The sequence below is a fragment of the Legionella donaldsonii genome (genome assembly GCF_900452385.1).
In the GTDB taxonomy this organism is placed as follows: domain Bacteria; phylum Pseudomonadota; class Gammaproteobacteria; order Legionellales; family Legionellaceae; genus Tatlockia; species Tatlockia donaldsonii.
In genome coordinates this window covers 1,549,429-1,573,099 of record NZ_UGOA01000001.1, presented here as the reverse complement: position 1 = coordinate 1,573,099, position 23,671 = coordinate 1,549,429, and the positions used below count along the sequence as shown (strand labels likewise).

The window sequence follows — 23,671 nt, the reverse complement described above, 5'->3', positions numbered from 1 at the left end:
TCCTTATGGGTTATAGCCTTCCTCATATGAGCTGAGGTAAGGCAAGGTTAAAAAAACGCACAATCTTAACTGATTTTCGTCTACGGAGCAAATCTTCCCGGTAAATTAAACAGCTTAAGAGTGAGTCCTTATACCTACAAAGACTAAATTATAGACAAATGCAGGCTGATTGATCGATGGCAACAACGAATTAGTAAAAATCTATTTTCTACTTTCAGAATTGCCTCAGCAGTTGTTATCTGTCGAAAAGCGTTGTTTTACGAGCATCTCATCCTGGTTTACATGCGAGTAAATGCAGCAACGCACTAAAAATTAACGCTTTTCGGCCAAGATAGTCGAAATGGCAACAGCCCCCAGTAAAATCGTTGCTTTTAAACTTTCCATACGATATAACGTACTAAAAACAAAAGAGGTTTTGCATGAATATTGTGACCATCCCATTTGAAGAACCATTGACTGTTCATGTGAATGGTACTGTTGTACAAATAGTCGCTTTTAAGACCTCAGAACACGGTAATATTAAATTCGGTGTGGAAGCTCCTCGATCAATCCAAGTCCATCGTGAAGAAATTTATCACGCTATCAAGCAGAAACAACAAAGTGGTGATGCCGAATAATCGCCTGGCTACGCCTATACAGGACTTTGCTAAATATTGTCCCCTAATTACGGCCTTTTTTATTTGTAGTTTGGCTATCGTAGCCTATGCGGTTAATTTTTTATTTTACCGCTTCCCAGGCAACAATTATTTCCCTCCCAGTACTTCCTTAATAGCTATAGTTTTGCTCCTGGCCATGATAGGCGGCTCTCTGCAATTTGGTAAACATGGCCGTTTTGTACGTACAGTCCGTGAAATTTTTTATTTTTTCCTGGTTTTGGTAGTGATTGCCTTTGCCACAAATGCGGTGCAATATACACCATTCCAACCCATAGATAAGCAACTAATAGCCATCGAAGCAACCATGGGGATCAACATGCAAGCAATCGTTGCATGGACAGCGAATCACCCACGCTTGCAATTATTACTGGCTTATATTTACGATAGCCTTCACCTCCAAATGAGTATTTTGCCATTAGCTGTCATTATTGCAGGAAAATTTTCTTATATTCGTGAACATTATTGCCTTTTGCTTGTTACTGTTTTAATTGGTTTTACCTTTTACTATTATCTGCCCACCATGGGACCGGCAAGTTTTATTCCAAGCCCTTACTTTATGGCTGAACAGCATGCAACTGGTATTAAATTTACTGAAATTCATCGTTACATCCAGCCCTCTACTATTGAGGGCGGTATGATTGCCATGCCCTCTTTCCATGCTATCTGGGCCTGGCTTTGCTTGTACCTGGTTCGCTGTTGGCGTATTGTATTTATTTTATTGCTGCCAATTAATGTCCTCTTACTGGCTTCCTGTATTTTGCTTGGCTGGCATTATCCAATTGACCTGTTTGGCAGTTTCCTGATTCTTCTTCCTGCTCATGGCTTGTATTTTTATTACAGGAAAAAAACTCAAAAAATTCGGTAGTCGGTAATAAATTAAGTGCTGATTTTTTTAAGAATACCACTCGGATTACTTAATTCTGAATTGACCACTGTCTTATTGACTTTATTTAGAGCAGACATTCTTTTTAATTGCTCATAAACCAATGCTTGCAAAGAATTATTTTTTTGCTCAGCAAGTAAAGGATGCGCTTGAATATAGAGTGTACCTTTGTCGAAACCAAATTTTACTGGCTCATTGAGCACACGTACTGGAGTACCTACACTAACAAAATCAAAGAGGTATTCAATGTCTTCCGGCATCATGCGTATACAACCAGCACTTACCCGTGCTCCGACACCATCCCGACGGTTAGTCCCATGAATAAGATAAGTTGGCCATCCTAATCTCAATACATGCCGCCCCAAAGGATTACCATCACCGGGTGGAAAAACATTCGGTATAGGTATGCCGTTTTTTGCAGCCTCGGCACGTACATTTGCGGTAGGACGCCAAATTGGATCACGTTCTTTGGTAGTGACTTTGGTTATACCGATTGGCGTTGTCCACCCTTCCCTACCAATTCCTACAGGCATGGTTATCACTACATTATCGTTTGGAGGATAATAGTAAAGACGATACTCAGCTAAATTAATAACCAGCCCCTCCCGTGGTACGGGTGGCAAAATAAATTGTGAGGGAATTAGCAAACGGGTATGTGGCGGCAAAGGTCTTGTAGAATCAACCTGTGGATTGGCTCTCATCATTTCGTAATAGCCGATATCGTAACGAATACCAACTTCACTCAGTGTTTCACCAACCTGGGGACGAGCATATTGCATCTCGCCAATAACATCACCCTCAGTAGGAAGTACAAAAGTAAGGGCAAACGAGATATCTGTCAGAGTAATCATTAATAGAAATATTAACAGCAGGCGCAAAGGACTTAATATAAACATGAATAATTACTCTAAATGAAATATGGCAAGGAAATGATACCTTGCCATAAAAAGGAGCACAAATACCTTATAAGCTAGTATCGGCTTTGAAACGCTCACCATACTGAGCTTCCAATTTAGCGAAAAGCTCATTTAATTTGTCATGGCCAAATTGCTTAGCATAATTCATCGGCCCGCCACGGAATGGAGCAAAACCAGTGGCGAAAATCATTCCTCCATCTAGTAAGTCACTGTCCGCAACAACCCCTTCACGCAGGCAAGATGCAGCCTCATTGACCATACGTAGAATCAAGCGATTAGCAATATCTTTTCCTTTAGCTGATTTTGCAGGCTTCACTCTTTGTTTGATGGCTTTGCCATTCTTATAACGGTAAAAGCCTTGACCTGATTTACGTCCAAGCTTGCCTTCTTTAACCATATCACGCAATTTTTGCGGTACTGAGCCCCCAAAATGCGCTGTCAAATTTTCAGCAACAGCCAAGCATACATCCATCCCAACCGTATCCGCTAACTCAACAGGCCCCATGACCATACCAAAATTTTTGGCTGCCTCATCAATTTCTTCACCACTATATCCCTCTTCCAACAACTGCACACACTCCATGAGGTAAGGCATTAAAACGCGATTTATCAAAAATCCTGGGCTCGATTTTACAGGTAATGGTAAGCGGCCAATCTGATTAACAAAGGAACAAGAACGTTTAGTGACCTCTTTGGCGGTCTTATTACTACTGACTACCTCCACCAAATCCATCTTTGCAACTGGATTAAAGAAATGGATACCAATTAACCGAGTAGGATTTTCCATGGCTTGGCTGATTTCATCGAGCGGAATACTTGATGTATTCGTGGCAATAATAGCCTCTTTACTGGCCTTTTGTTCGACTTCCTTCATAATTGTTTGTTTAACTGCAAGATTCTCAAACACAGCCTCAATAATCACATCTGCTTTAGTAATACCGTAACCATTTGGATCAGCAAGCAAACGATCCATGGCCGCTTGAATTAATCGTGGTTGGCGCAATTTCTTTTTGAAAAGTGCATGAGCTCGTACAAGCGCAGGCGCAATTTGCTGGTGAGACTTATCTTGCAGGGTCACTCGTAAACCGCGCAAAGCACACCAGGCAGCAATGTCTCCCCCCATAACACCGGCACCGATTACATGAACATGTTGAGCTTTAAAGTCACTGTCTTTAGCGAAGCTTTTCATGCGTTCCCGCAAATGGAAAGCACGTATTAGGTTTGTTGCCGTATCCCCTTGACTTACTAACTGCTCAACAGAATCGGCCTCTTTTAAATAAGCTCGTTCGCCTACTCCACCTTCCTTTTCCCACAAATCAATAATTGCATAAGGCGCAGGATAATGCTTTTTAAGTACGCGCTTGCTGACGTTATAACGAAGTATAGGGGCAAGGATAGCTCGTACTAACGAGTAGTTGCTTAATGATTGCATAAAGCTTGGCTTATGCTTGGCAGGTTTATTTTTAATGTAATAAACAGCGGCACGCTTTAATTGACGAACAGGTACTACATCATCAACAAATCCTAGTTGCTTGGCTTTGGCAGCAGCGATCGGCGCACCAGTCAAAATAACTTTAGATAACGCATCAAACCCACCTATCAAACGTGGCAAGCGTACTGTTCCACCCCAGCCAGGATGGATACCGAGCATAATTTCAGGCAAACCTAACCGGGTATCTTTATCATCAGTAGCAATCCGATAATCACAAGCAAGAGCTAACTCTAAACCACCTCCCATACAGAAACCATCAATCATAGCAACTGTAGGCATTGACAGAGCTTCCAGGCGTGAAAATACAGCTTGTCCCTGCCTTAAAAAATCAACTGCTTCTGCTGGTGTATCAAACTTCGAAAAAACATTTACATCCGCACCGGCAATAAAACCTTTGGGTTTGGCGGAGTAAATAACCAAGCCTATTACATCTGATTTCTGAGCGATCTCTTGCAAAAGACCATTTAATTCATCTAAAACATCACTATTGATAGCATTTACCGCCGTATCTTTGCGATTAATACCTAACCAAACAATATGGTCTGCATCTGTTTGTAATTCCCAATGTTTATAGTTACTCATGTCCTTTCACCTCTGTCACGCGTTCCAGATACATTGCCCCGCCTTGCCCTCCACCAATGCAAATGGCAGCCATTCCGCGAGTTCCATTACTGTGTTTCAATGATTGCAATACATGCAGCACGATACGAGCGCCACTAGCGCCAATTGGATGTCCAGCCGCAATCGCTCCGCCATCTTTATTCAGTTGCGCAAGAGATGGAGCCCCCATTGCCTGTTTCAATCCTAGTTGGGTACGGCAATAGTCTTCATCATCCCAGGCGGCTAGACAACCTAATACCTGAGCAGCAAAAGCCTCATTAATTTCCCAGCAATCAAAATCGGCGGGTTTCAAATTGTGACGCTGCATAATCGGTGTAGCCGCATGCACTGGCCCTAATCCCATTTGTGAAGGATCGAGAGCAGCCCATTGCGAATCGACAATACAACCAAGGACAGGAAGTTTATGCTTTTTAACAGCCTCTTCACTAGCCAATAATAACAAACAGGCGCCATCGGTAATTTGGGAGCTGTTACCTGCTGTTACCATGCCATATTTTTTATCAAAAAAAGGTTTTAATTTACCTAATTTTTCAACCGTAGAATCTGGACGAATACCATCATCTTGCGGATAGACACGACCTTTCGTGTCAATAATAGGAACAACTTCATCCATACGTCCTTCTATAAAGGCATGCGCTAAACGCTGATGACTCTCACTGGCAAAAGCATCCATCTGCTCTCGGCTAATATTAAAGCGATAAGCGACCTTCTCGGCGGTTTGTCCCATGTTCATGCCCACGATGGGATCAGTCAAACCGCGTAGTAAAGCAATTACCGGTGCCAAATAAGAAGGTCTAAATTGAGTTACCAAACCGAGGCGCTGACCAACACTTTTAGCGGCAAACCAATTAGCCAGCCAGGATGCCATCTTTTGATTAAATAGTAAGGGCGCATGGCTCATAGCCTCAGTACCACCCGCCAAGACCAGGTCACTACGACCATTGGCAATTTGCAACGCTGCATTATCAAGAGCCTGCATACCAGAGGCACAATTTCTCATCACAGTGAAGGCGGGAACTTTTTCTCCACAGCCCAAACGCAGAGCAACAACTCGCGCGATATTCGCCTCATCAGGACCCGGCATTGCAGAACCAATAATAACCTCATCCAAATCAGTGGGGCTAATAGATTGACGATTTAACAAGGGCATACCCGCAGCTACTGCTAAGTCTGACCCGGTAAAAGGACCAACTCCCTTTGCTTTTAAAAACGGTGTTCGACTACCATCTACTATATAGACCCGCCTACCGTTTAAATTCGACTTTTGTTTCATTACTCCTCCTGATACATGTCAATGCAGCTGACAAGCGCCAAATTTTTCATGTCAAAGATAACAGTAATCCTAAGTTTTTGGAATTTATCTAAATAAAATCATTTTTATTAACTGATAATGGTGTTGACGCCACATAAATACCTGATATACTTCGCCTCCATTGACTGGAGAGATGGCCGAGAGGTCGAAGGCGCTCCCCTGCTAAGGGAGTATGGGAGAAATCCCATCGAGGGTTCGAATCCCTCTCTCTCCGCCAGTACACGCGCCCGTAGCTCAGTTGGATAGAGTATCTGGCTACGAACCAGGGGGTCGGAGGTTCGAATCCTTCCGGGCGCGCCATTTTAGATAAACACACTGAAAGATAAATCACTCCGAAATCAAGGCCAATGCACGGATGTACTTGGCCCGGAAGTGTTCGAACCGAGAGGTTCGACAAAATGCGAAGCGAAGAACGCGAAGCGTGGTGCAGCATTTTGGACGCACTTCAGTGCGCCGCGTCGCGGTGAGGAGGAAACGTAGTGACCGACGAATCTATCCTTCTCCCTCAAATTGCAACAATCCACATAAAATACACCAAAAACAAACTCGCTCTGAAATAGCAAAAACCCTCGTTGCTTTCAAAGGTAATGCACCTGTTTGCAAGCAAACAGGCTACGCCCGGAAGTGTTCGAACCGAGAGGTTCGACAAAATGCGAAGCGAAGAACGTGAAGCGTGGCGCAGCATTTTGGACGCACTTCAGTGCGCCGCGTCGCGGTGAGGAGGAAACGTAGTGACCGACGAATCTATCCTTCTCCCTCAAATTGCAACAATCCACATAAAATACACCAAAAACAAACTCGCTCTGAAATAGCAAAAACCCTCGTTGCTTTCAAAGGTAATGCACCTGTTTGCAAGCAAACAGGCTACGCCCGGAAGTGTTTGAACTGAGAGGCTCGACAAAATGCGAAGCGTGATGCAGCATTTTGGACACGAGGCCAGGATCATAAATTTCATGAAGCATTTAATCCCAATTACATTAATAGCAAACTAATTATTACGATTTTAAATGAACAAGAAATAAATATGATCGCCATTTCTTGAATTAATAGCGTATTTCAGGATGGAGTATTTTTGGATTCAGGCGTCTCAATAATCGCAGTTGAAGGTTTGCATTGCGGGAAAAACTGATACTTTTTAGCTACTGTTCTTATAGGATTTAATTCAGATTGGTTCATCAGTGATAATTGTTGGGCTACCCAATCCTTGAATTTTTTCATTTTTTCTGAGTTATTTAAAAAAGTATCTTTGGGATCAATAAAGGTTTTTGCTATTTTATTAATTGCTTGCTTATCAATTGGAGAGCGTGAGTTAATTGCTGATAACAATTCATAGCTCTGGGAAATATAAGCTTGTGCAATGGCTTGTTCGGCAAGATTAAGCCCGTTGGAAAAGCCTCCATCTGAGTTCAAATTAGGATTTCTAGATAAGTTCTCCAGAACAACCTCTAGATTGGCTTGTTCTTTTTTTTGAAACTCTATTCTTAATATTTGTTGTGCTTCAAGTTGTGGCAGTTGGCTGTTGATCCAATCGCTCACTAGTTCTTGCCCTTGATTATCGAAACTTTCTGCTATTTTTTTTACATCGAGTGTTAAGTTATTTCTATTTAATTCAATGAATACTTTTTCAAGAATTTTTAAGTTTTTTTCTTTGAAAGCTTGGGCTACAGCTTGCTCAGCAAAAGTGAGTAGCACACCATTGGGCTTTTGGGAGACCATGGCAATTTTAACAGCAGTAATTGCAGTAGCCTTTGTGGGGTCTGACGTGGGTTCTTCAATCGGTACTACTGGAGGTTCGTATGTTTGATTCCAAATTTCTTTTCTTTGGGATAAGGCAGTAAGAATGACCCTTTCATTAATCTTTTGCCCCTGTATCCCCTTATTAAGTTCAAGTGTCATCCACTGTTGATAAATCCAATCACTAACTTCTTCCGTGTTTTCAAAAGTTACGGCTATTCTTTTAATTTTTTCAGGATTTAGTTTAGCCCCAGCTGAGTTGAAGAAAAAAACCAAAGTATCAGCGCTAATGGAATCCTTATTAATAAAAGCCTGAGCAATCACATGTTCGCCTAGGGTAAGACCACCACGAAGACCACTGTCTTTATCTAAATTGATTCCTAATTCCAAAATATTACGAACAGTAATTAGGTCTGCAGAAGATCCTTTTAAAAATTCATTTTTCAGGAGATGATGTAACTCAATTTTTTCAAGTTGCGTATTTACCCAATTTAAAAAATCAGAGGAGTTTTCGCCCATTTTTTTTGCAATTTCATCAACATCAATGGATAGTTTTTCTTTACGCAACTCTGTAAATACCATCTCTAGAAGTTTTGGATTTTTTGTGCGATAAGATTCAAACACAGCTTGCTCCGCAAGGGTAAGAGCACCATATTTTGCATCCCAAATGGTTTTTCCCTTAGAAAAAGCAGTAAAAATAATCCCTGTATCAAGCGTTTTTCCTTGGAGTACTTTGTTAAATTGATCTTTTACCAATTCTTGGTAAATCCAATCGGTGCACGTTGACTCGTCCAGGTAATCGCTTATTTTTTGGATCGTGTACTCATCTAAATGAGATTTTGCTAAGGTGAAGAAAAAATCTAAGAGAATAGGCGAAATAGAATCTCTACTGATAAATGCTTGGGCAACGAGATAAGCACCTAAAGTAAGATCTCCAAACCCACTACCTTCATTTAAGTTAATATTTTGTAATAAAATGCGCTCAATCAATCTTAGATTCGCTTCGGAACCTTTATTAAATTCAGATTTTATTAAAGCATAAGGGTCAGTTTTACTAAGATCTGGGAGGATAGGCTCTTGCTCTATAGGCTCTGGGATTGCAGACTCTTCTTCTTTGGATGTGCCAAGTGCAGATGACAATGGAGGAGCATTGGGTGTTGATTCGAGTGAATTGCTACTTATTTCGAATAAACGATCAATAATTTCCTTCTTAAGGAAAAATTCAGAACTCTCAAAGCTTAATGCCGCGCGAGCTAATTTTTTTTGCAGTTCCTGGTCTTTGATTTCATTGATTAGATCTAAAATAACATCACGATGGAAAAGATATATCTTTTTATTATTGATGATTTTATTACAAAGAGCCGTAACCAGATCAGGTTTATTCTCTTGATATGCGATACCAATAGGAGTTAACCCTAGATTATTTTTAATATCGAGTCTCGCTCCTCGCTCTAGAAACTGGAGAAAGAGGTGTTCTTCATAAAAAGCTTTTATTGCTAAATGAAGAGGGGTATCACCCTCCTTATTTTGCTGATTAATAGATTGATGGTCATAGTGCGGCAGAATACTTTCTATACGCCTTCTTTTATGGGTACAGTAGGGATTGTTTCTCTTATCAGGAGTAATACATTGATGCAGCAGAGTATTACCCTCATCATCGATAATATTTTGTAGATTTACTTTATTAGAAATGTTTCTAAATAACTTGGAATGAATGGGTTCAGCTTTTTTGGATTGGTATATAAATACCCTGCTTTCAGTTCCAAAAGCAGTGCTTATCAACTCTTCTTTTTTTTCGTCAGAGCCTTCTACCCTCCGTCTCTTATGATCGACATGTACGACACTTGATGTCAGCTGGTCTTCACTTATAGCGATATAATTAGAGGTTACAATGTGGCTTATATATACTGGCGGCGACGAAAGGTTTTTTAATAACTGTTCGGCATTTTTTATTGCAACCCCATTTTGATGATCCAAGCAGACATCAATGGCGTCAATAATGGGAGGAAAATTGACACCTTGGACGATAATGGCACTTTTGTACTGGTTTGGATCATTGCATTTCACTTTAGTATCTTTCAAGACTACGTCAGGAGAGTATTCATCGCTGGAGTAATCATCACCGCGAAATTCATAACAATTAGAGAGGGTATTATCTTTGGAATACCATGGATCGATGCCAGAACAGCTTTCTTTACTAAAATGATGAATAACGGGTTCCGAATCTTCAGTGTTTGGAGACTGAACATGCAAGACAGCATTGCGTAAGGTTCCATCGGGCCATAAAACTGGAATGCTGCTCAAAATTAAAACAATATTGGGAGGAAGGTGCTTAAGCGCGTCAGACGTTCGATTAATAAGTTCTTTATATTCTTCTATGCTCAAGGGAGTGTTTTTTGTATAAAAACTAAATTCATCGGTAATCAGCCGGGTTAATCTTGTAGGCTTAGAGTTTTTCTTTGCACATTCCGCAAGCCCTTTTATCTGCTCAACCATCCGCTCCACTCGCTGATTGTCAACAATTCCATCATTGAAAATAATCGGACGACCACTTTGCATTGAGTTTAGAGAGCTATGGTATTCGCCATTTTTGCCCTCCATATCACCAATAACAACTATATTCTTAATGAAGAAGCCCATGATATTTATCATTTGAGTAGATGTTATAAATTATATATTAGATATAAATTTATTCAATTTGATTATTTATTGTTTCTTTATGACGATGAACAATCGAACTTGTGCCAAGCTACCAGGAGCATGTATTTTAAAAATACAGAAAATAGAGGACGAGTTACCCATACCCTATCTTCTGTTTGCATTGAGACAAGTGTTGTCGCGAAATTAGCTAGGAACCTGGACTACAGGAACTTGAAAATCATCTAAGTCATAACCAATTGGCTGCCTATCCTGGTTTTGCAAAACAAGTCCTTCTTCAACAGCCGGTGCATTAGAAATATCCTTAAAGAATCCACAATGCATACGACCCACCGGTATTTCAACGATAACTTTAGGTTCATGAGCCTCTATTGCATCATACAGCTCTTGCATTAATTTAATGCCATCATAAGTAGGCTGAATATACTCTACCGTTTCGGGATCTTGCTCATTTTCGTACCCAATTACTGGAACTCCTCGAGGATGTTTAAGACCTTCCATAATTTTTGAAGTATATTTACTAATATTCCGGGCTTTAACCTTATGACAATTTTCCTTAACCAAATCATAAAGATCTAACGTAATATCCCCCGGATAAGTACGGTTAAATTCTTCTACTTCGTCTAACAATGCAAGCACTTTCCCATCTGGAGGCGAAATTTTAAGCTCACGGTTTTCTTGAAAACATCGGTCTAGGAGACGAACCAGATGTTCTGCATTTTGATCCTTATGAAATTCTTTAGCCACACCTGGATAGCCTAAACACTCATCATATTCTCGCAAGAGACAGGAATACTCAAACTGACACTGAGATAAATAAACCGTACTCATATAGTCATAATATTCTTGCGACCAAATAGAATTGTCGAACTGCAATTGATTAAGCAATCGATGCATTTCACGATCCAGTTTACGTAGTTTAGGCTCGATTTCTTTCAGTTTCTCTTGAGCCTGCGCAAGCCTATCATCATATACTTCCTTACAGTTAGCCTGAATCTGTATTAGGGGATTTAATGATGGAATTAAAACTTCTTTAAATTTTCTTCTCAACTCCTCATGTGCGATTAATGTAGTTACAGGGCTATTTATTCTATCAAGCTCAACATCACATTCTTGCCAAAGCAAGCGGCTCTTAGCGCTGATTCGTTTCATATCAACATAATTTCCAAGATTATGAGATCGTAGTCCGATCCATATGGCTGTAGCACTTGTCAAATCCCCTTTGCGGTAACAAGAATTCATTAATTGAATGAACATTTCATAATAAAAGGCGCGCTTAGTAGGATCCTCTTGTCCAGCAATTAAGGTAGTAACCATAAGTTGCAAGGTACCAGCATAATCACTCAATGGATCAAGACTGTAGGCTCCTTTACGTTTATCCTTTGATTTATAATAGATTACATCTTCTTCACGAACATTGTTAAATAATTGACGGCAATGACTTACAAGAGATTCACTGAACTTATCTAAAAAAGATTGAACAAGGAAAGTTGTATCCTGCCTATCTCTCTTATCGTGTTGATAGACCTGATAAAACAAGGTATCAAGTTCAACTTCCATATCTGCATAAGCGTTACTGTTTATAATTCTGGGCATAATTTTTCTCTAGAGTAAACGTTAATCTAATTTTTTCACGCTACCAATTATATGTTTCGTAATATTAAGATAATATTAATAATTCCGACAAAATGAATAATTAATGATCAGTTTTATGGGATTAAAGCATCGTCCTAAAACCATTTAATCTTCAATGAGTTGTAGGCATAAAGCTAAGCAGAAAAATCCTTTAAAAAGGAGTTGGCCGCCCATTGCGCTCGGGTTGATCATTATCCTATTTTATTGATGGATCAGAGTTGATCAAACATAGATTTTTTCCATCAAAGACCCAAAGGGGCAAGTTTATCAGCAAGCAACATTGTAGCTATCAAGGAGTTTTCTGTACTTTGGCAAAGACGCGAATACAAGAGGTTGTGTCAATAAAGGATATGATCTCTTCGAGTGTATGGAGAACTTACCCTCCGGGCGACGTTTGGGTTGTTTGGCGTTTAGATAGATTGGGTCGCTCAATGGTCCACTTAGTATCCCTAATCGAAACATTAAGAGAAAAAGATGTGGGTTCTAAATCATTATGTGATGGTGCAATCGACACAACTACTACATCAGTTGGATTGGTTTTTGATCTATTTTCTTCAATGGCTCAATTCGAACAACGATCAATCCCAGAACGTACTCATGGTGGTATAGTTGCAGTCGACGCCAAACTAAATGTATTAAAAATACAGACAGCATTTTGGATAACCTTTTCACCTTCCTCATCTACAAAATCCTGCGATAAGTAAGCTATTTGTACTTATCCTATTTATCCCATTTAGCTTGAGTACAGATTGGCAAATCGAGTTTGAGTACTCTAATCTTAAAATTGAGTAATAACAAGGCAGATCCAACGTGATAGAGCAAGTGGTTGTATTTTTGATCAACGAACACCAATTCGGTTTACCTTTAAAGAGCGTCGACCGAGTTGTTCAAGTAGTTGAAATTACTCCCTTGCCTAATCTACCACCTAATATACTCGGTATTATTAATTTGCAAGGGCAGATTATGCCCGTACTCAATATACGTCTCTATTTTTATCTGCCAGAACATCAAATTAATCTATCGGATAAGCTTATCATTATCACTCAAAACCAAAAATCTACTGCCTTTCTAGTTGATAAGGTAGTTGGTGTCATTGAGTATGATAAAAAGGATTTTATTGATTTAGAACCCATTTTTCCAGGAATAGAATATGTCAGGCAAGTTCTCAAGGGACAAGATGGATTGATATTGTTGTTGCATGATTTAGATAAGCTACTTCCCATAGACGAAGCTAAACCACTTCAAGAGGCGATTGCATATGCGGATAGAAAGTGAGGAATTTGATCCTGAAGACGAATTATGGGTACAACTCAGTGATTCCCTAAGAATCAATACAGGGTTAAATTTCACGAAAATACGAAGGTTAGATCTATATCGGGGTATTAAAGCAGCCGCCGATGCTTTTGGTATAAAAAGCCCTGAGGAGCTGGCCCACAAGTTAATTGCATCGCCATGGGAGCAAAAACAAATTGAAATTCTTGCCAAGTATTTGACTGTTGGTGAAACCTATTTTTTTCGTGATCGGCAAAGTTTTGAAATGCTTGAACAGCACGTTTTTCCTTCTTTGTTAAAAAAGCGTTTAGGGACTAACCAGCGTTTACGGATCTGGAGCGCGGGCTGCTGCACGGGTGAGGAACCCTATTCCATTGCCATAGCACTTGCAAAACAAATCCCCAATCGGCGCTCCTGGAACATTACAATTCTTGCTACCGATATTGTCATGGAATTTCTTCGCAAAGCCTGCGAAGGAGTCTATAGCGCCTGGTCATTCCGAGATGCGCCAGTTGGAATTCAGGAAACTTATTTTAGTAAAACAAATCAGGACCATTTTGCGATTTCACCTGAAATAAAAGCAATGGTGACATTTTCTTATCACAACCTAGCGGAAAATAGCTATCCTTCGATTGATAATGGCACCAATGCTATGGATATCATATTTTGCCGAAACGTTTTGATGTACTTCGAGCATTCTGAAATTAATCGAGTCCTGCACAAATTAACGCAGTCCTTAGTAGAGGGCGGATGGTTATTTCTTAGCCCAGTGGATATTCCATCAACTATGAATTTACCTAATCTTGTACTGATAGATAGCTGTCATTCGATGATTTACCAGAAAGTGAGTTCATATAAGGTAGAAGAACAAGGATATCGAGAACCTCCCCTCATTTTACCCTCTGCCATCAATTTAGCCTTGGCTTCTGCTGAGCCGCAACCCTCAGCCTTGCCCACAATCGAACTGTTAAATGTAAGCGGAGATAATCCAGTAGAAAAAGCTGCGGAATTATACCAACGCTCTTACCAGAAAGCTGAAAATTACTTTGTTCAAGGACATTATGAGCAGGCTATACGAATAGCAAAGCAAATTTTGGCAAAAAATCCCCAGGAACCGTCGACTATGCTCTTATTAGCTCGATGTTATTCTAATCAAGGTTTTTTAAAGGATGCGCATCAATGGTGTAAAAAGGCCTTAAAAATTGATAAATTAAATAAGGAATGGTGGTATTTGTATGGAATGATACTCCAGGAAGAAGGACTCCAGGAAGACGCATTGGATGCACTGAAACGCGCCCTATTCATTGATCAAAATAATGTTATTGTCCACATTGCTATCGGTAATCAATATCATCTGCAAGGTTGCATTCATGATGCTGAAAAACATTTTAGGAGTGCTTTAGAGATTTTGAGTCATTATCAAGAAGAACAAATTGTTCCAGAATCAGAAGGATTGAGTGCCCGTCAACTTACAGAACTTATTCAAGTAACGATGGTTAACGGAGGCAGTTATGAAATACGACTGGAAAACAATTCATGAACGTCTTCAAGCAAGCCAAAGGATTCTTGAACAAGGTTGGCACCCTTCTCCCGATGAAACTCAGAAAATTCTAAAGCATCGTGCTCTAAGATTGGCTAAAAAACCTCACGTTTTAGAAGAATCAACAGATACAATTTCAGTGATGGAATTTGAGTTAGGAGAAGAAACCTATGCCATTGAATTAAGTTATATTGATGAAGTCTGCCCTGCCAAAGAGATTACCCCGCTACCAGGTACACCCACTTATATGCTTGGGATCATGAATGTACGTGGAAAAATTATGTCCGTGCTGGATATCAAGACTTTCTTTGAAATTCCTAAGAAAGAGCTGACAAATCTGAGTCAAGTCATCATTCTTCACTCCGATTTGATGGAATTTGGGATTATTGCCGATCGTTCAATTGGACCAAGAATAATTCCTGTTAATTCGATTCAGTCTCCCCTTAACGTATTTTCTGGCGTCAGGAAAGACTACCTAAAAGGGGTAACCGAGAAGCAGATTGTTATTTTAGACGCGAACAAAATTTTAAGCGATCCAACGATTATCGTGAATGAAACATTTAATATAACCTAGAATTAAAGTACTGCATTGGTCTTGGTTCAACCAATTGCCCTGCCCCTACGAGAAGGGGTTATCCTACGATGAAACCAGGAGACTATTTATGACAGGGAAAACGACGTTCTCAATGCGGGGAAAACTAGGGAGTGGTTTCATCTTGATTATCACGCTCTTAATTCTTGTCTCGTTTTTCTCAATATGGGGAATGAATAGAATACTGGTATCACAAAAAGCATTATTTGAGCAAGAATTTGTGGATGCTTTGGCTATTAAAGATATGCGAAGCCAACAAAATGCCTCACGCGCCGATCTGCTGCAAATGAGTATCGTTTCTGAAAAAGCGGAACAAGAAGCTTTTTACCATGCTATTCAAGAACGATTAACAATAAATAATAAAAACATAGAAGATTTGATAACGCGTAATCAAAAGCGATCAGAACGATTTTCCAAATTGCAGCAATTTAACGAGCTTCGCAAAGAGTTTAATCGCCTCCGAGAAGAACAGATTGTTCCCTTGATTTATGCGGGGAAGATGGAAGAGGCCAGGAGATTAATGGTCAGTGCTCAATCTGATATTAATAAGAAAATGGACGTGTTAGCTAATGACATAGTCAATATGATGGAACAAAATGCCCGTACAATTTTGAGTGAGTCAGAGCAAAATGCCAAATTTACAATTTACGTCTTGGCACTTGCTAGTTTGGCAGCAATCAGCGTAAGTATCGTTATGGCCATTTGGTTGATGGGCTCATTGCGCAAAGCATCACGAAGGATCAATGAAGGAACTAACGTATTAGCTACCGCGGCGAATCAAATTACAGCGTCAACAACCCAACTAGCCTCAAGCTCGAGTGAGACAGCAGCAGCCGTTAGCCAAACATCATCCACTATTGAAGAGGTAAGGCAAACAAGTGAAATTTCTGCTCAGAAAGCCAAATATGTAGCAGAGATTGGCCAAAAAACAGCTCAGATTTCCCAAGAAGGCCAAAAATCTATGGCGGAATCGGTGGAAGCCATGAATCAAATTCAGGAGAAAATGGAAACCATGGCGGAAAGAATTGTAACGCTTTCTGAACAAAGCCGGGACATTGGAGAGATCATTAATACTGTCAATGACCTCGCTGAACAGTCAAATCTGCTGGCTGTCAATGCATCAATTGAGGCGGCAAAAGCCGGTAAACATGGGAAAGGCTTTTCCGTAGTAGCTCAGGAAGTCAAAACGATGGCCGAACAATCCAAGCGAGCGACCTCTCAAGTACGTATGATACTAGGCGATATTCACAAAGCCTTAAGTACTGCTGTATTGTCAGCAGAAGAAGGCAGTAAAGCGGTTGAAACAGGCGTAAAACTTTCAAACAGTGCAAGCGAAGCGATTCGCACACTAGCCAAAAGCATAGCGGAATCTGCCAATGCGGCAACCCAGATTATTGCTTCTTCCCAACAACAGTTGATAGGAATGGATCAGGTAGCACAAGCAATGCAAAATATCAATCAAGCCAGTGTACAAAACGTTGCGAGTACAAAGCAGGTCGAAATGTTGGCACATGAATTGTCCCAGTTGGGACAAAAACTTCAGGCATTAACGGAGGAGTTCAAAGCTTAATGAAGGAAGTACTATGGAAAACGCTAATCAAGAATTTCGCGAACGATTACTTCAAACTTTCAGGGAGGAAGCAGAGGAGCATATTAAAAATCTCTCCTCTGGGTTAATTGAGCTGGAAAAAGAGCAATCATCGAATAAAAGGAGAGAAATAGTTGAAACTATTTATCGCGCAGCCCATAGCCTAAAAGGAGCATCCAGAGCGGTAGATCTTACTAATATCGAATCTTTATGCCATACAGTTGAAAATGTTTTTTCAGCACTTAAACATAATCAGTTGATAATTAGCTCAGCATTATTAGATGCACTTCACGAAATTGTGAATACGATTAGTCATATATTAGCAAAAGAAAATAGTGACATGGGGAAAGAACTATATCCTGTCGCGACATTAATCACCCAGCTTGAAGATTTAATCAAGAAGGGTAGTATCCCTAAAGTACCAACAGAGCTGGAGACCCCCTTAAAAAGGAAAAAGAATAATCCCTCGACCCCACCCACCCATCATGAAACGCCTCCTACCGTAAAGCTAGCAGTAGCCAACACAGTAAGAATCGCAAAAACCAAATTGGATACCTTGCTCTTAGAAGTAGAAGAATTGTTAGCCATCAAATTGGCTACTTCTCAGAGGACTATTGATATTCGTGAAGCTGTTCTCGTTTTGGCAAAACTTATAAAAGCCCAGGCTAAATTAAAACTGATTCAAAAATCCTTATCGAATTCCGTGGAAAAACCAAATAAACATCCTCACTCTCAGATAGAAGAGCCGCAATTAAAAAGATTGCTTGAATTTGTATCCTGGGAGATAGATTTCGTTAAGTCCTTTAATTGTCAAATGGCAAAATTACTAAAGTCAGCTGAGCAGGATGAGCACTTGCTCAATGTAAAAGTTAACAGTTTGCTGGAAGATATGAAAAAAGTGGTAATGCAACCCATTTTCACCACACTCCAGATACTTCCCAAGTTAGTACGTGACCTTGCTAAAGAACAAGGGAAGAATGTGGAATTGATTATACAGGGTGCCGATACTGAAATTGATCGTCGAATTATTGAAGAAATGTTTGATCCACTTATTCATCTCGTTCGAAACTGTATTGATCATGGCATAGAGAAACCGGATGATCGCGACAGAGCTAATAAACCCGCCAAAGGAACTATTACTCTCAGTACGAAGGAACACGCAGGTGGCCACATTGAAATACTTGTTTCGGATGATGGAGCTGGTATCGATCTGAAGCAAATTTATGCAAAAGCCCAACAACTTGGCCTCATCAACCCGAGGGAAAATCAGTCTCCTAAAAAAGAAGATATTATCCCGCTCATTTTTCAATCCGGTTTAACCACAAGTCCAATGATCACGGATTTGTCGGGTAGAGGGCTTGGGCTTGCTATTGTCTGGGAAAAAACGGATAAACTGGGTGGTTTGGTTACCGTAGATACTCATAAAGGTAAAGGAACAACATTTCGGATTATCTTGCCATTAACACTTACAACCTTCCGCGGGGTCTATGTACGAGTTTTGAATCGGCAATTTCTTTTACCATCTGCCCAGATTATTCAATGCTTACGGATACCAAAAATGTCCATCAAATCCATTGAGAATCGACCTGTTATTGTTTGGCAAAAAGAAACCCTGGCATTTATAACTTTGGCAAATACCTTAGGTTTAGCTCAATCAGCGAGTAATGATTCGCCAAGAGAATATCAACTTATACTCATTTTAGAGGCCTCTGGTAAGCGCATCGCTTTTGGTGTTGATGAAATACTCAGCGAAGAAGATGTTTTAGTTAAAAATCTCAATAAACAAGCAGCCCATATCCGTAATATTGCTGGTGCTACCTTACGGAACAATGGTCAGGTGGTACCTATTTTAAATGTTGCCGACTTACTTCGTACAGCGTGCATATTATTAGCTAGCCCCAAACCTGTTCAAGAATATAAGCCTACTGCTGAACCAGTCAAAAAATCTATTCTGGTCGTTGAAGACTCTATTACTTCCCGCACCCTGTTAAAGGGTATTTTAGAATCAGCTGGTTATCAAGTTTCAACAGCAGTTGATGGTTTAGAAGCCTATACTTTATTGAGAACAAAAGCATTTGACTTAGTCATGTCTGATGTGGATATGCCCAAAATGAATGGTTTTGAATTAACAGAAAAAATTCGGGCAGATAAGGTATACGCACAATTACCTATTGTGTTAGTTACAGCGCTCGGTTCTCAAGAGGATCGAGAGCGAGGGATTGAGTCAGGAGCTAATGCCTATATGGCTAAGAGTAGTTTTGATCAAAGCAATTTGCTGGAGATCGTGCGGAGATTACTATGAGTCAAGTTGAAGAACCTCACAAAATTCGTGTGTTGGTAGTCGACGATTCTCCTGTCATTCGAGAACTAATTACAAGCATTATAGATGCTCAACCAGACATGACATTGATTGGCACGGCATCCAACGGTGAAGAGGCCATTGCTGCTGTGAAAGCAAAAAATCCTGATGTAGTTACGATGGATCTTCACATGCCCCACTTAGATGGCTTGGAGGCTACTCGTAAAATCATGGAGACACATCCAGTGGCGATCGTTATTGTATCAGCTAGCGTAAGTACCCAGGAAGCCATTGAAGATTTTCATGCACTTGATGCGGGAGCAGTATCTGTTATTGGCTCTTTAGTCGGTTCCCAGCACCCCGAGCACGAAACTCAAGCCCAGGAACTGATACAAACTATTAGAGCAATGTCCGAGATAAAAGTAATCCGGCGATGGCCCCAAAAAGATAGTCGCTTGTCTACTGAAACAACTGATTCGCAAGCTCAATTTAATCTTGGTGCAGTTAAAATCGTTGCAATTGGAGCGTCTACTGGAGGGCCGGTTGTGTTAAAGACTATTTTGTCCAATATTCCGAAAAATTTCCCGGCAAGTATCTTAATTGTTCAGCATATTGCAAATGGTTTTACCCAAGGTTTTGTAGATTGGCTGGAAAAAGCAACGGGTTTCCCGGTCAAAATAGCAGATGCTGGTGAAATTCTCCAACCAGGGTGTGCTTATGTCGCTCCTGAAGGATTTCAAATGAAAATAACGAAAACGGGAACAATCGCACTGAGTAAAGATCTTCCTATCAACGGTCATTGCCCCTCTGTCGGTGCGTTATTTCAATCAATTGTAAAACAAATGGGCAATCAGGCAGTAGGCATTTTATTAACGGGAATGGGAAAAGATGGAGCGGCTGAACTTAAACTGATGAAAAATCATGGGGCATTTACCATCGTTCAAGATAAAGAAACGTCTGTAGTTAATGGTATGCCTGGTGAAGCAATCAATATAGGTGCTGCTTCCGCTGTTTTATCGCCGGAGGACATTGCCAATTTTTTGACTAACATGGCAGGAACCATCATTCACTGGAGTAAAGCTCGTGAACAGTAACCAGGAAATAACCATTCTCATTGTTGAAGACAGTCCAACACAATGCGCAACGCTAAGTTATTTACTGGAAAAAAACGGGTATCAACATGTTGTAAAAACCAATGGTAGAGAAGCCTTACAAGCGGTAGAACAACAAAAGCCTAATCTTATCATCAGTGATGTTCTAATGCCGGAGATGGATGGTTTTGAGCTATGTAGAGCTATTAAGGATGATAAAAATTTAAAAGACATACCGATTATTTTAATGACGTCTCTGGAGGGAATTGAAGAAATTGGCAAAGGCCTGGAAGCCGGCGCTGATAATTTCATCTATAAACCTTATAAGCCAGAATTTTTGCTGCATCGCATTCAATTGATTTTAAAGAGAAAAAAACGGATTAGAGAGAAAAATAAAAAATCCGGGTACCGAATCAATCTGGATGATAAGGACTATTTTATCCCGTCAAGACCTGAGCAAATTCTCCACTTGCTGGCTTCTTCATTTGAAGATGTTGTCAGCATGAATAAAGAGCTAATGCGCCGTGAAATAGAGTTACAAGTGGCAAAAGAAGCCGCTGATTTGGCTAATATTAAAAAAAGTAAATTTCTTGCCACTATGAGTCACGAAATTCGCACTCCAATGATGGGAATTATCGGTTTATTGGAATTATTAGGTTTAAGCAGGCTGGATTCTGATCAACAAAGTACTCTCGCAACAATTTATGAATCCAGTAAATCGTTAATGCGCATTATCGATGATATTTTAGATTTTTCAAAGATTGAAGCAGGGAAAATGAAAATTTCTCCCAAAGCTGATTCTATTGCCGCGGTCATTAAAAAATTATATCAATTATATAGTGGAGCAGTTAGTCGAAAAGGAATCGTGTTAGAGGCTTATTGTGATCCATCGATTAGTCCTGCTTTAGTATTTGACTCAGCACGACTCCAACAAATAATTGGAAATTTTATAACCAATTCAATTAAATTTACATCGGAAGGAAAAATAATAATTCGGGTTGACCTACTAGAACGCCTTAATAAATCCGAGCGTTTACGATTTTTAGTAGAAGATACTGGGATTGGAATCCCTCCTGAGAGCTTGCAACAGCTCCTCAACCCATTTGCCGAGATTGAAAAACAGCATGCCCATGAGATATGTGGTGCAATTTTAGAATTTGCAATAAACAAAAGATTGGCCGAATTGATGAATGGTTCCATTGACATTAGCAGTGAGTTAAATCACGGGACTATGATGGTTCTAACAGTCACTTTTCCCATTGCAGATCAAAAGCAAATCGAAACTGACTTCACAGAACCCATCCATCAATTAGCAGAGACAATAGCTAATCGTCGGAGTGCTCCTAATGTTCCTGATGCAGAGAGAGAAAATTCCCTCGTATGTATAGTTGATGATTATCCAGTGAATCGTAAAGTTCTCATGCAACAGTTAAATTCTTTGGGTTATGCTGCGGAAGGAGTTAAAGGAGGAACCGAAGCCCTGGCGACACTGCAATCTAAAAAATATGCTTTAATTTTAACAGATTGCAACATGCCTATGATGAATGGTTATGAGTTGGCACAGAAAATACGTGAATATGAGCATGTAAATGCCCTAAAAAATACCCCGATTATTGCCTGCACGGCTGATGCTCAATTGGATGTAAAAAAAAATTGCCTGGCAGCAGGTATGAATGATGTTTTGGTAAAACCTGTGGCCTTGATAGATTTAATGCGCTGTATGGATCATTGGTTACCACTTCCTACAGCCCCCCCTATCGACCGCTCCCTATTGATTGAAATTGTAGGAGAAGATGAGAAAGCAATACAAGAGATTCTTAAGGATTTCAGGCGAACAAACAGTAAAAGTACTGCTTTACTTAATGACGCGATAGAAAAGAAGGAGCTCAACCAAATAATGAACTTAGCTCATCAGATCAAAGGGGCTTGCCAGCTGGTTGGAGCTCAACGACTTGCCATCATTTGTCAGAAAATTGAAGAAGCGAGTCGCAAAAATGATGATAAAACCGTTGAAAAATATCGAATTAAACTTGATGAAGAGGTGCAAAACTTGGAGAACTATTTAGATTCACTCTAATCTAGTCTTATTACGTTTCTGTTATGCAGAAGAACTTAAGACATTCAGTCAGGTGAATAAATGTATGAGCTTTAAAAATTTAACCATTCTAATTGTAGAAGATGAAGAATTTCAACGTAATATCCTAATCCGCCTCTTAAAAAATATGGGTGTAGAAAACCTATACGAAGCGACTGATGGCCGTACGGCACTCGAAATAATTAAAAAACATGCTAAATCCATTAATATTATAATCAGCGATATCAAAATGCCTGGCATGGATGGCATGGAACTACTTCGCCACCTTAGTGAAATTAAAACTAAAATAGCCACTATTATTTTTAGTGGATTGGAACGGCCACTGATCACATCTATCGAAACCATGGCATTGGCTTACGAGATTAATCTTCTCGGTGTCGTTGAAAAACCAGTTAGTAAGAATAAGTTAGAATTGTTACTTAACAAATATATGTCTGCCGTTAGAAACCACAAGGTAACAAAATCAAAACCTCCAACACGATCATTTACCAAAAAAGAATTGTTGAAAGGACTAAAAAACGAAGAGTTTGAACCTTTTTTCCAACCTAAAATTGAATTGACAACCAGGTTCATTAAAGGCGCTGAGGCACTTACTTCCTGGCGACACCCACGAGCAGGTATTATCACCCCCCAGGATTTTATTTCCGATATGGAGCATATGGAGATCATTGATGAATTGACCTGGGTAATTTTAAAAAAAGCAGCAAAATATTGCAGCTCATGGAGGCAAGCAGGACTTAATATAATGGTTTCAGTTAATCTGTCACTCATATCCTTAACAGATACAACATTGGCCGATCGAATCACGAATCTAGTTCTATCCCAAGGATTGGAGCCTCATCATATGATTTTAGAAATCACTGAATCCGCCACAACCTCTTGCCTTGGCAGTGTCCTGGAAAATCTATCCAGATTAAGAATGAAAGGTTTTGGTTTGTCTATTGATGATTATGGGACCGGATATTCAACTATGCAGCAACTTATGCGTATCGCCTATACGGAACTTAAAATCGATAAGTCGTTTGTAACCAATGCTGCCTTAAATGAATCGACGCGCATCATCGTAAGTTCCAGTCTGGAAATGGCTAAAAAATTAAAGCTCACCTCCGTTGCGGAAGGAGTAGAAACTGTCGAAGATTGGAATTATCTGCTCGAATTGGGGTGCGATCTGGCACAAGGCTATTTAATCGCAAAACCCATGCCCGCTGAGGAATTTTATAATTGGGCAATAAAATGGATGCATGGGGGGTTAACGGGTGTAACCAATCAAAACTTACGTTAGCGTC

16 protein-coding genes and 2 tRNA genes are annotated in these 23,671 nt (G+C 40.0%); 13 read left to right on the top strand and 5 right to left on the bottom strand.

All coding sequences use genetic code 11. The features are described from left to right. Positions 1-419: 419 nt before the first annotated feature. Positions 420-617 carry a carbon storage regulator gene (locus DYC89_RS07245; protein ID WP_019216791.1) on the top strand — a complete coding sequence of 66 codons (198 nt, stop codon included), beginning with the start codon at positions 420-422 and terminating at the stop codon, positions 615-617. Next, positions 607-1,521, top strand: a complete 915-nt coding sequence (locus DYC89_RS07240; protein WP_115221180.1) for a phosphatase PAP2 family protein — start codon at positions 607-609, stop codon at positions 1,519-1,521. Before DYC89_RS07245 ends, DYC89_RS07240 begins: the two co-directional genes overlap by 11 nt. Before the next feature lie 11 nt (positions 1,522-1,532). On the opposite strand, the gene DYC89_RS07235 is transcribed toward DYC89_RS07240, so the two are convergent. The 3 genes from DYC89_RS07235 to DYC89_RS07225 all read right to left on the bottom strand — a co-directional run bounded on the left by DYC89_RS07235 (position 1,533) and on the right by DYC89_RS07225 (position 5,842). Continuing rightward, positions 1,533-2,435 (bottom strand): L,D-transpeptidase family protein, encoded by a 903-nt coding sequence (locus DYC89_RS07235; RefSeq protein WP_115221179.1) that lies wholly within the window; start codon positions 2,433-2,435, stop codon positions 1,533-1,535. A gap of 67 nt (positions 2,436-2,502) precedes the next feature. Beyond that, entirely contained in the window at positions 2,503-4,530 is a 2,028-nt protein-coding gene (locus tag DYC89_RS07230; protein WP_115221178.1) for a 3-hydroxyacyl-CoA dehydrogenase NAD-binding domain-containing protein, read from the bottom strand. After that, positions 4,523-5,842 carry an acetyl-CoA C-acetyltransferase gene (locus DYC89_RS07225; protein ID WP_115221177.1) on the bottom strand — a complete coding sequence of 440 codons (1,320 nt, stop codon included), beginning with the start codon at positions 5,840-5,842 and terminating at the stop codon, positions 4,523-4,525. The genes DYC89_RS07230 and DYC89_RS07225 overlap by 8 nt, the downstream gene beginning before the upstream one ends. Positions 5,843-6,008: 166 nt before the next feature. Here DYC89_RS07225 and DYC89_RS07220 point away from each other — a divergent pair. Then, a tRNA-Ser gene (locus DYC89_RS07220) sits at positions 6,009-6,098 on the top strand. Positions 6,099-6,104: 6 nt separating this feature from the next. Next, positions 6,105-6,181, top strand: a tRNA-Arg gene (locus DYC89_RS07215). A gap of 756 nt (positions 6,182-6,937) precedes the next feature. Here the strand turns inward: DYC89_RS07215 and DYC89_RS07210 are convergent. Together DYC89_RS07210 and DYC89_RS07205 are read right to left on the bottom strand one after the other, a co-directional pair. Then, complete coding sequence (locus DYC89_RS07210) at positions 6,938-10,255, bottom strand: ankyrin repeat domain-containing protein (protein WP_115221176.1); 3,318 nt, start codon at positions 10,253-10,255, stop codon at positions 6,938-6,940. 204 nt (positions 10,256-10,459) lie between these two features. Further along, a complete protein-coding gene (locus tag DYC89_RS07205) occupies positions 10,460-11,869 on the bottom strand; it encodes a RasGEF domain-containing protein (RefSeq protein ID WP_115221175.1) in 1,410 nt (469 codons plus the stop codon). Between the two features lie 389 nt (positions 11,870-12,258). On the opposite strand from DYC89_RS07205, the gene DYC89_RS07200 reads away from it, so the two are divergent. The 9 genes from DYC89_RS07200 to DYC89_RS07160 all read left to right on the top strand — a co-directional run bounded on the left by DYC89_RS07200 (position 12,259) and on the right by DYC89_RS07160 (position 23,667). Next, the gene (locus DYC89_RS07200) at positions 12,259-12,612 is read left to right on the top strand and encodes a recombinase family protein (protein ID WP_115222683.1); all 354 of its coding nucleotides are present in this window, start codon (positions 12,259-12,261) and stop codon (positions 12,610-12,612) included. A 106-nt stretch (positions 12,613-12,718) separates the two neighbouring features. Beyond that, complete coding sequence (locus DYC89_RS07195; protein WP_115221174.1) at positions 12,719-13,183, top strand: chemotaxis protein CheW; 465 nt, start codon at positions 12,719-12,721, stop codon at positions 13,181-13,183. Beyond that, positions 13,167-14,720: a CheR family methyltransferase gene (locus tag DYC89_RS07190; protein ID WP_115221173.1), complete on the top strand. Its 1,554-nt coding sequence runs from the start codon at positions 13,167-13,169 to the stop codon at positions 14,718-14,720. Before DYC89_RS07195 ends, DYC89_RS07190 begins: the two co-directional genes overlap by 17 nt. After that, positions 14,692-15,294, top strand: a complete 603-nt coding sequence (locus tag DYC89_RS07185; RefSeq protein WP_115221172.1) for a chemotaxis protein CheW — start codon at positions 14,692-14,694, stop codon at positions 15,292-15,294. The genes DYC89_RS07190 and DYC89_RS07185 overlap by 29 nt, the downstream gene beginning before the upstream one ends. Positions 15,295-15,382: 88 nt before the next feature. Continuing rightward, entirely contained in the window at positions 15,383-16,882 is a 1,500-nt protein-coding gene (locus DYC89_RS07180) for a HAMP domain-containing methyl-accepting chemotaxis protein (protein WP_115221171.1), read from the top strand. A 13-nt stretch (positions 16,883-16,895) separates the two neighbouring features. Continuing rightward, positions 16,896-19,202 (top strand): hybrid sensor histidine kinase/response regulator, encoded by a 2,307-nt coding sequence (locus DYC89_RS07175; protein ID WP_115221170.1) that lies wholly within the window; start codon positions 16,896-16,898, stop codon positions 19,200-19,202. Continuing rightward, the gene (gene cheB / locus DYC89_RS07170) at positions 19,199-20,293 is read left to right on the top strand and encodes a chemotaxis-specific protein-glutamate methyltransferase CheB (protein ID WP_115221169.1); all 1,095 of its coding nucleotides are present in this window, start codon (positions 19,199-19,201) and stop codon (positions 20,291-20,293) included. The genes DYC89_RS07175 and cheB overlap by 4 nt, the downstream gene beginning before the upstream one ends. Then, positions 20,283-22,367, top strand: coding sequence for a response regulator (locus DYC89_RS07165; RefSeq protein WP_115221168.1), 2,085 nt, complete (start codon positions 20,283-20,285; stop codon positions 22,365-22,367). Before cheB ends, DYC89_RS07165 begins: the two co-directional genes overlap by 11 nt. 64 nt (positions 22,368-22,431) lie before the next feature. Further along, complete coding sequence (locus DYC89_RS07160) at positions 22,432-23,667, top strand: EAL domain-containing response regulator (RefSeq protein ID WP_115221167.1); 1,236 nt, start codon at positions 22,432-22,434, stop codon at positions 23,665-23,667. Positions 23,668-23,671: the final 4 nt, after the last annotated feature.

Excerpts from the sequence above, each read along its gene's own strand:
- DYC89_RS07160 (WP_115221167.1), top strand. The coding sequence starts at position 22,432 with ATGAGCTTTAAAAATTTAACCATTCTAATTGTAGAAGATGAAGAATTT.
- DYC89_RS07245 (WP_019216791.1), top strand. The coding sequence starts at position 420 with ATGAATATTGTGACCATCCCATTTGAAGAACCATTGACTGTTCATGTG.
- DYC89_RS07180 (WP_115221171.1), top strand. The coding sequence starts at position 15,383 with ATGACAGGGAAAACGACGTTCTCAATGCGGGGAAAACTAGGGAGTGGT.
- DYC89_RS07240 (WP_115221180.1), top strand. The coding sequence starts at position 607 with ATGCCGAATAATCGCCTGGCTACGCCTATACAGGACTTTGCTAAATAT.
- DYC89_RS07175 (WP_115221170.1), top strand. The coding sequence starts at position 16,896 with ATGGAAAACGCTAATCAAGAATTTCGCGAACGATTACTTCAAACTTTC.
- DYC89_RS07235 (WP_115221179.1), bottom strand. The coding sequence starts at position 2,435 with ATGTTTATATTAAGTCCTTTGCGCCTGCTGTTAATATTTCTATTAATG.
- DYC89_RS07210 (WP_115221176.1), bottom strand. The coding sequence starts at position 10,255 with ATGGGCTTCTTCATTAAGAATATAGTTGTTATTGGTGATATGGAGGGC.
- DYC89_RS07205 (WP_115221175.1), bottom strand. The coding sequence starts at position 11,869 with ATGCCCAGAATTATAAACAGTAACGCTTATGCAGATATGGAAGTTGAA.
- DYC89_RS07200 (WP_115222683.1), top strand. The coding sequence starts at position 12,259 with ATGATCTCTTCGAGTGTATGGAGAACTTACCCTCCGGGCGACGTTTGG.
- DYC89_RS07190 (WP_115221173.1), top strand. The coding sequence starts at position 13,167 with ATGCGGATAGAAAGTGAGGAATTTGATCCTGAAGACGAATTATGGGTA.
- DYC89_RS07230 (WP_115221178.1), bottom strand. The coding sequence starts at position 4,530 with ATGAGTAACTATAAACATTGGGAATTACAAACAGATGCAGACCATATT.
- DYC89_RS07225 (WP_115221177.1), bottom strand. The coding sequence starts at position 5,842 with ATGAAACAAAAGTCGAATTTAAACGGTAGGCGGGTCTATATAGTAGAT.
- DYC89_RS07185 (WP_115221172.1), top strand. The coding sequence starts at position 14,692 with ATGAAATACGACTGGAAAACAATTCATGAACGTCTTCAAGCAAGCCAA.
- cheB (WP_115221169.1), top strand. The coding sequence starts at position 19,199 with ATGAGTCAAGTTGAAGAACCTCACAAAATTCGTGTGTTGGTAGTCGAC.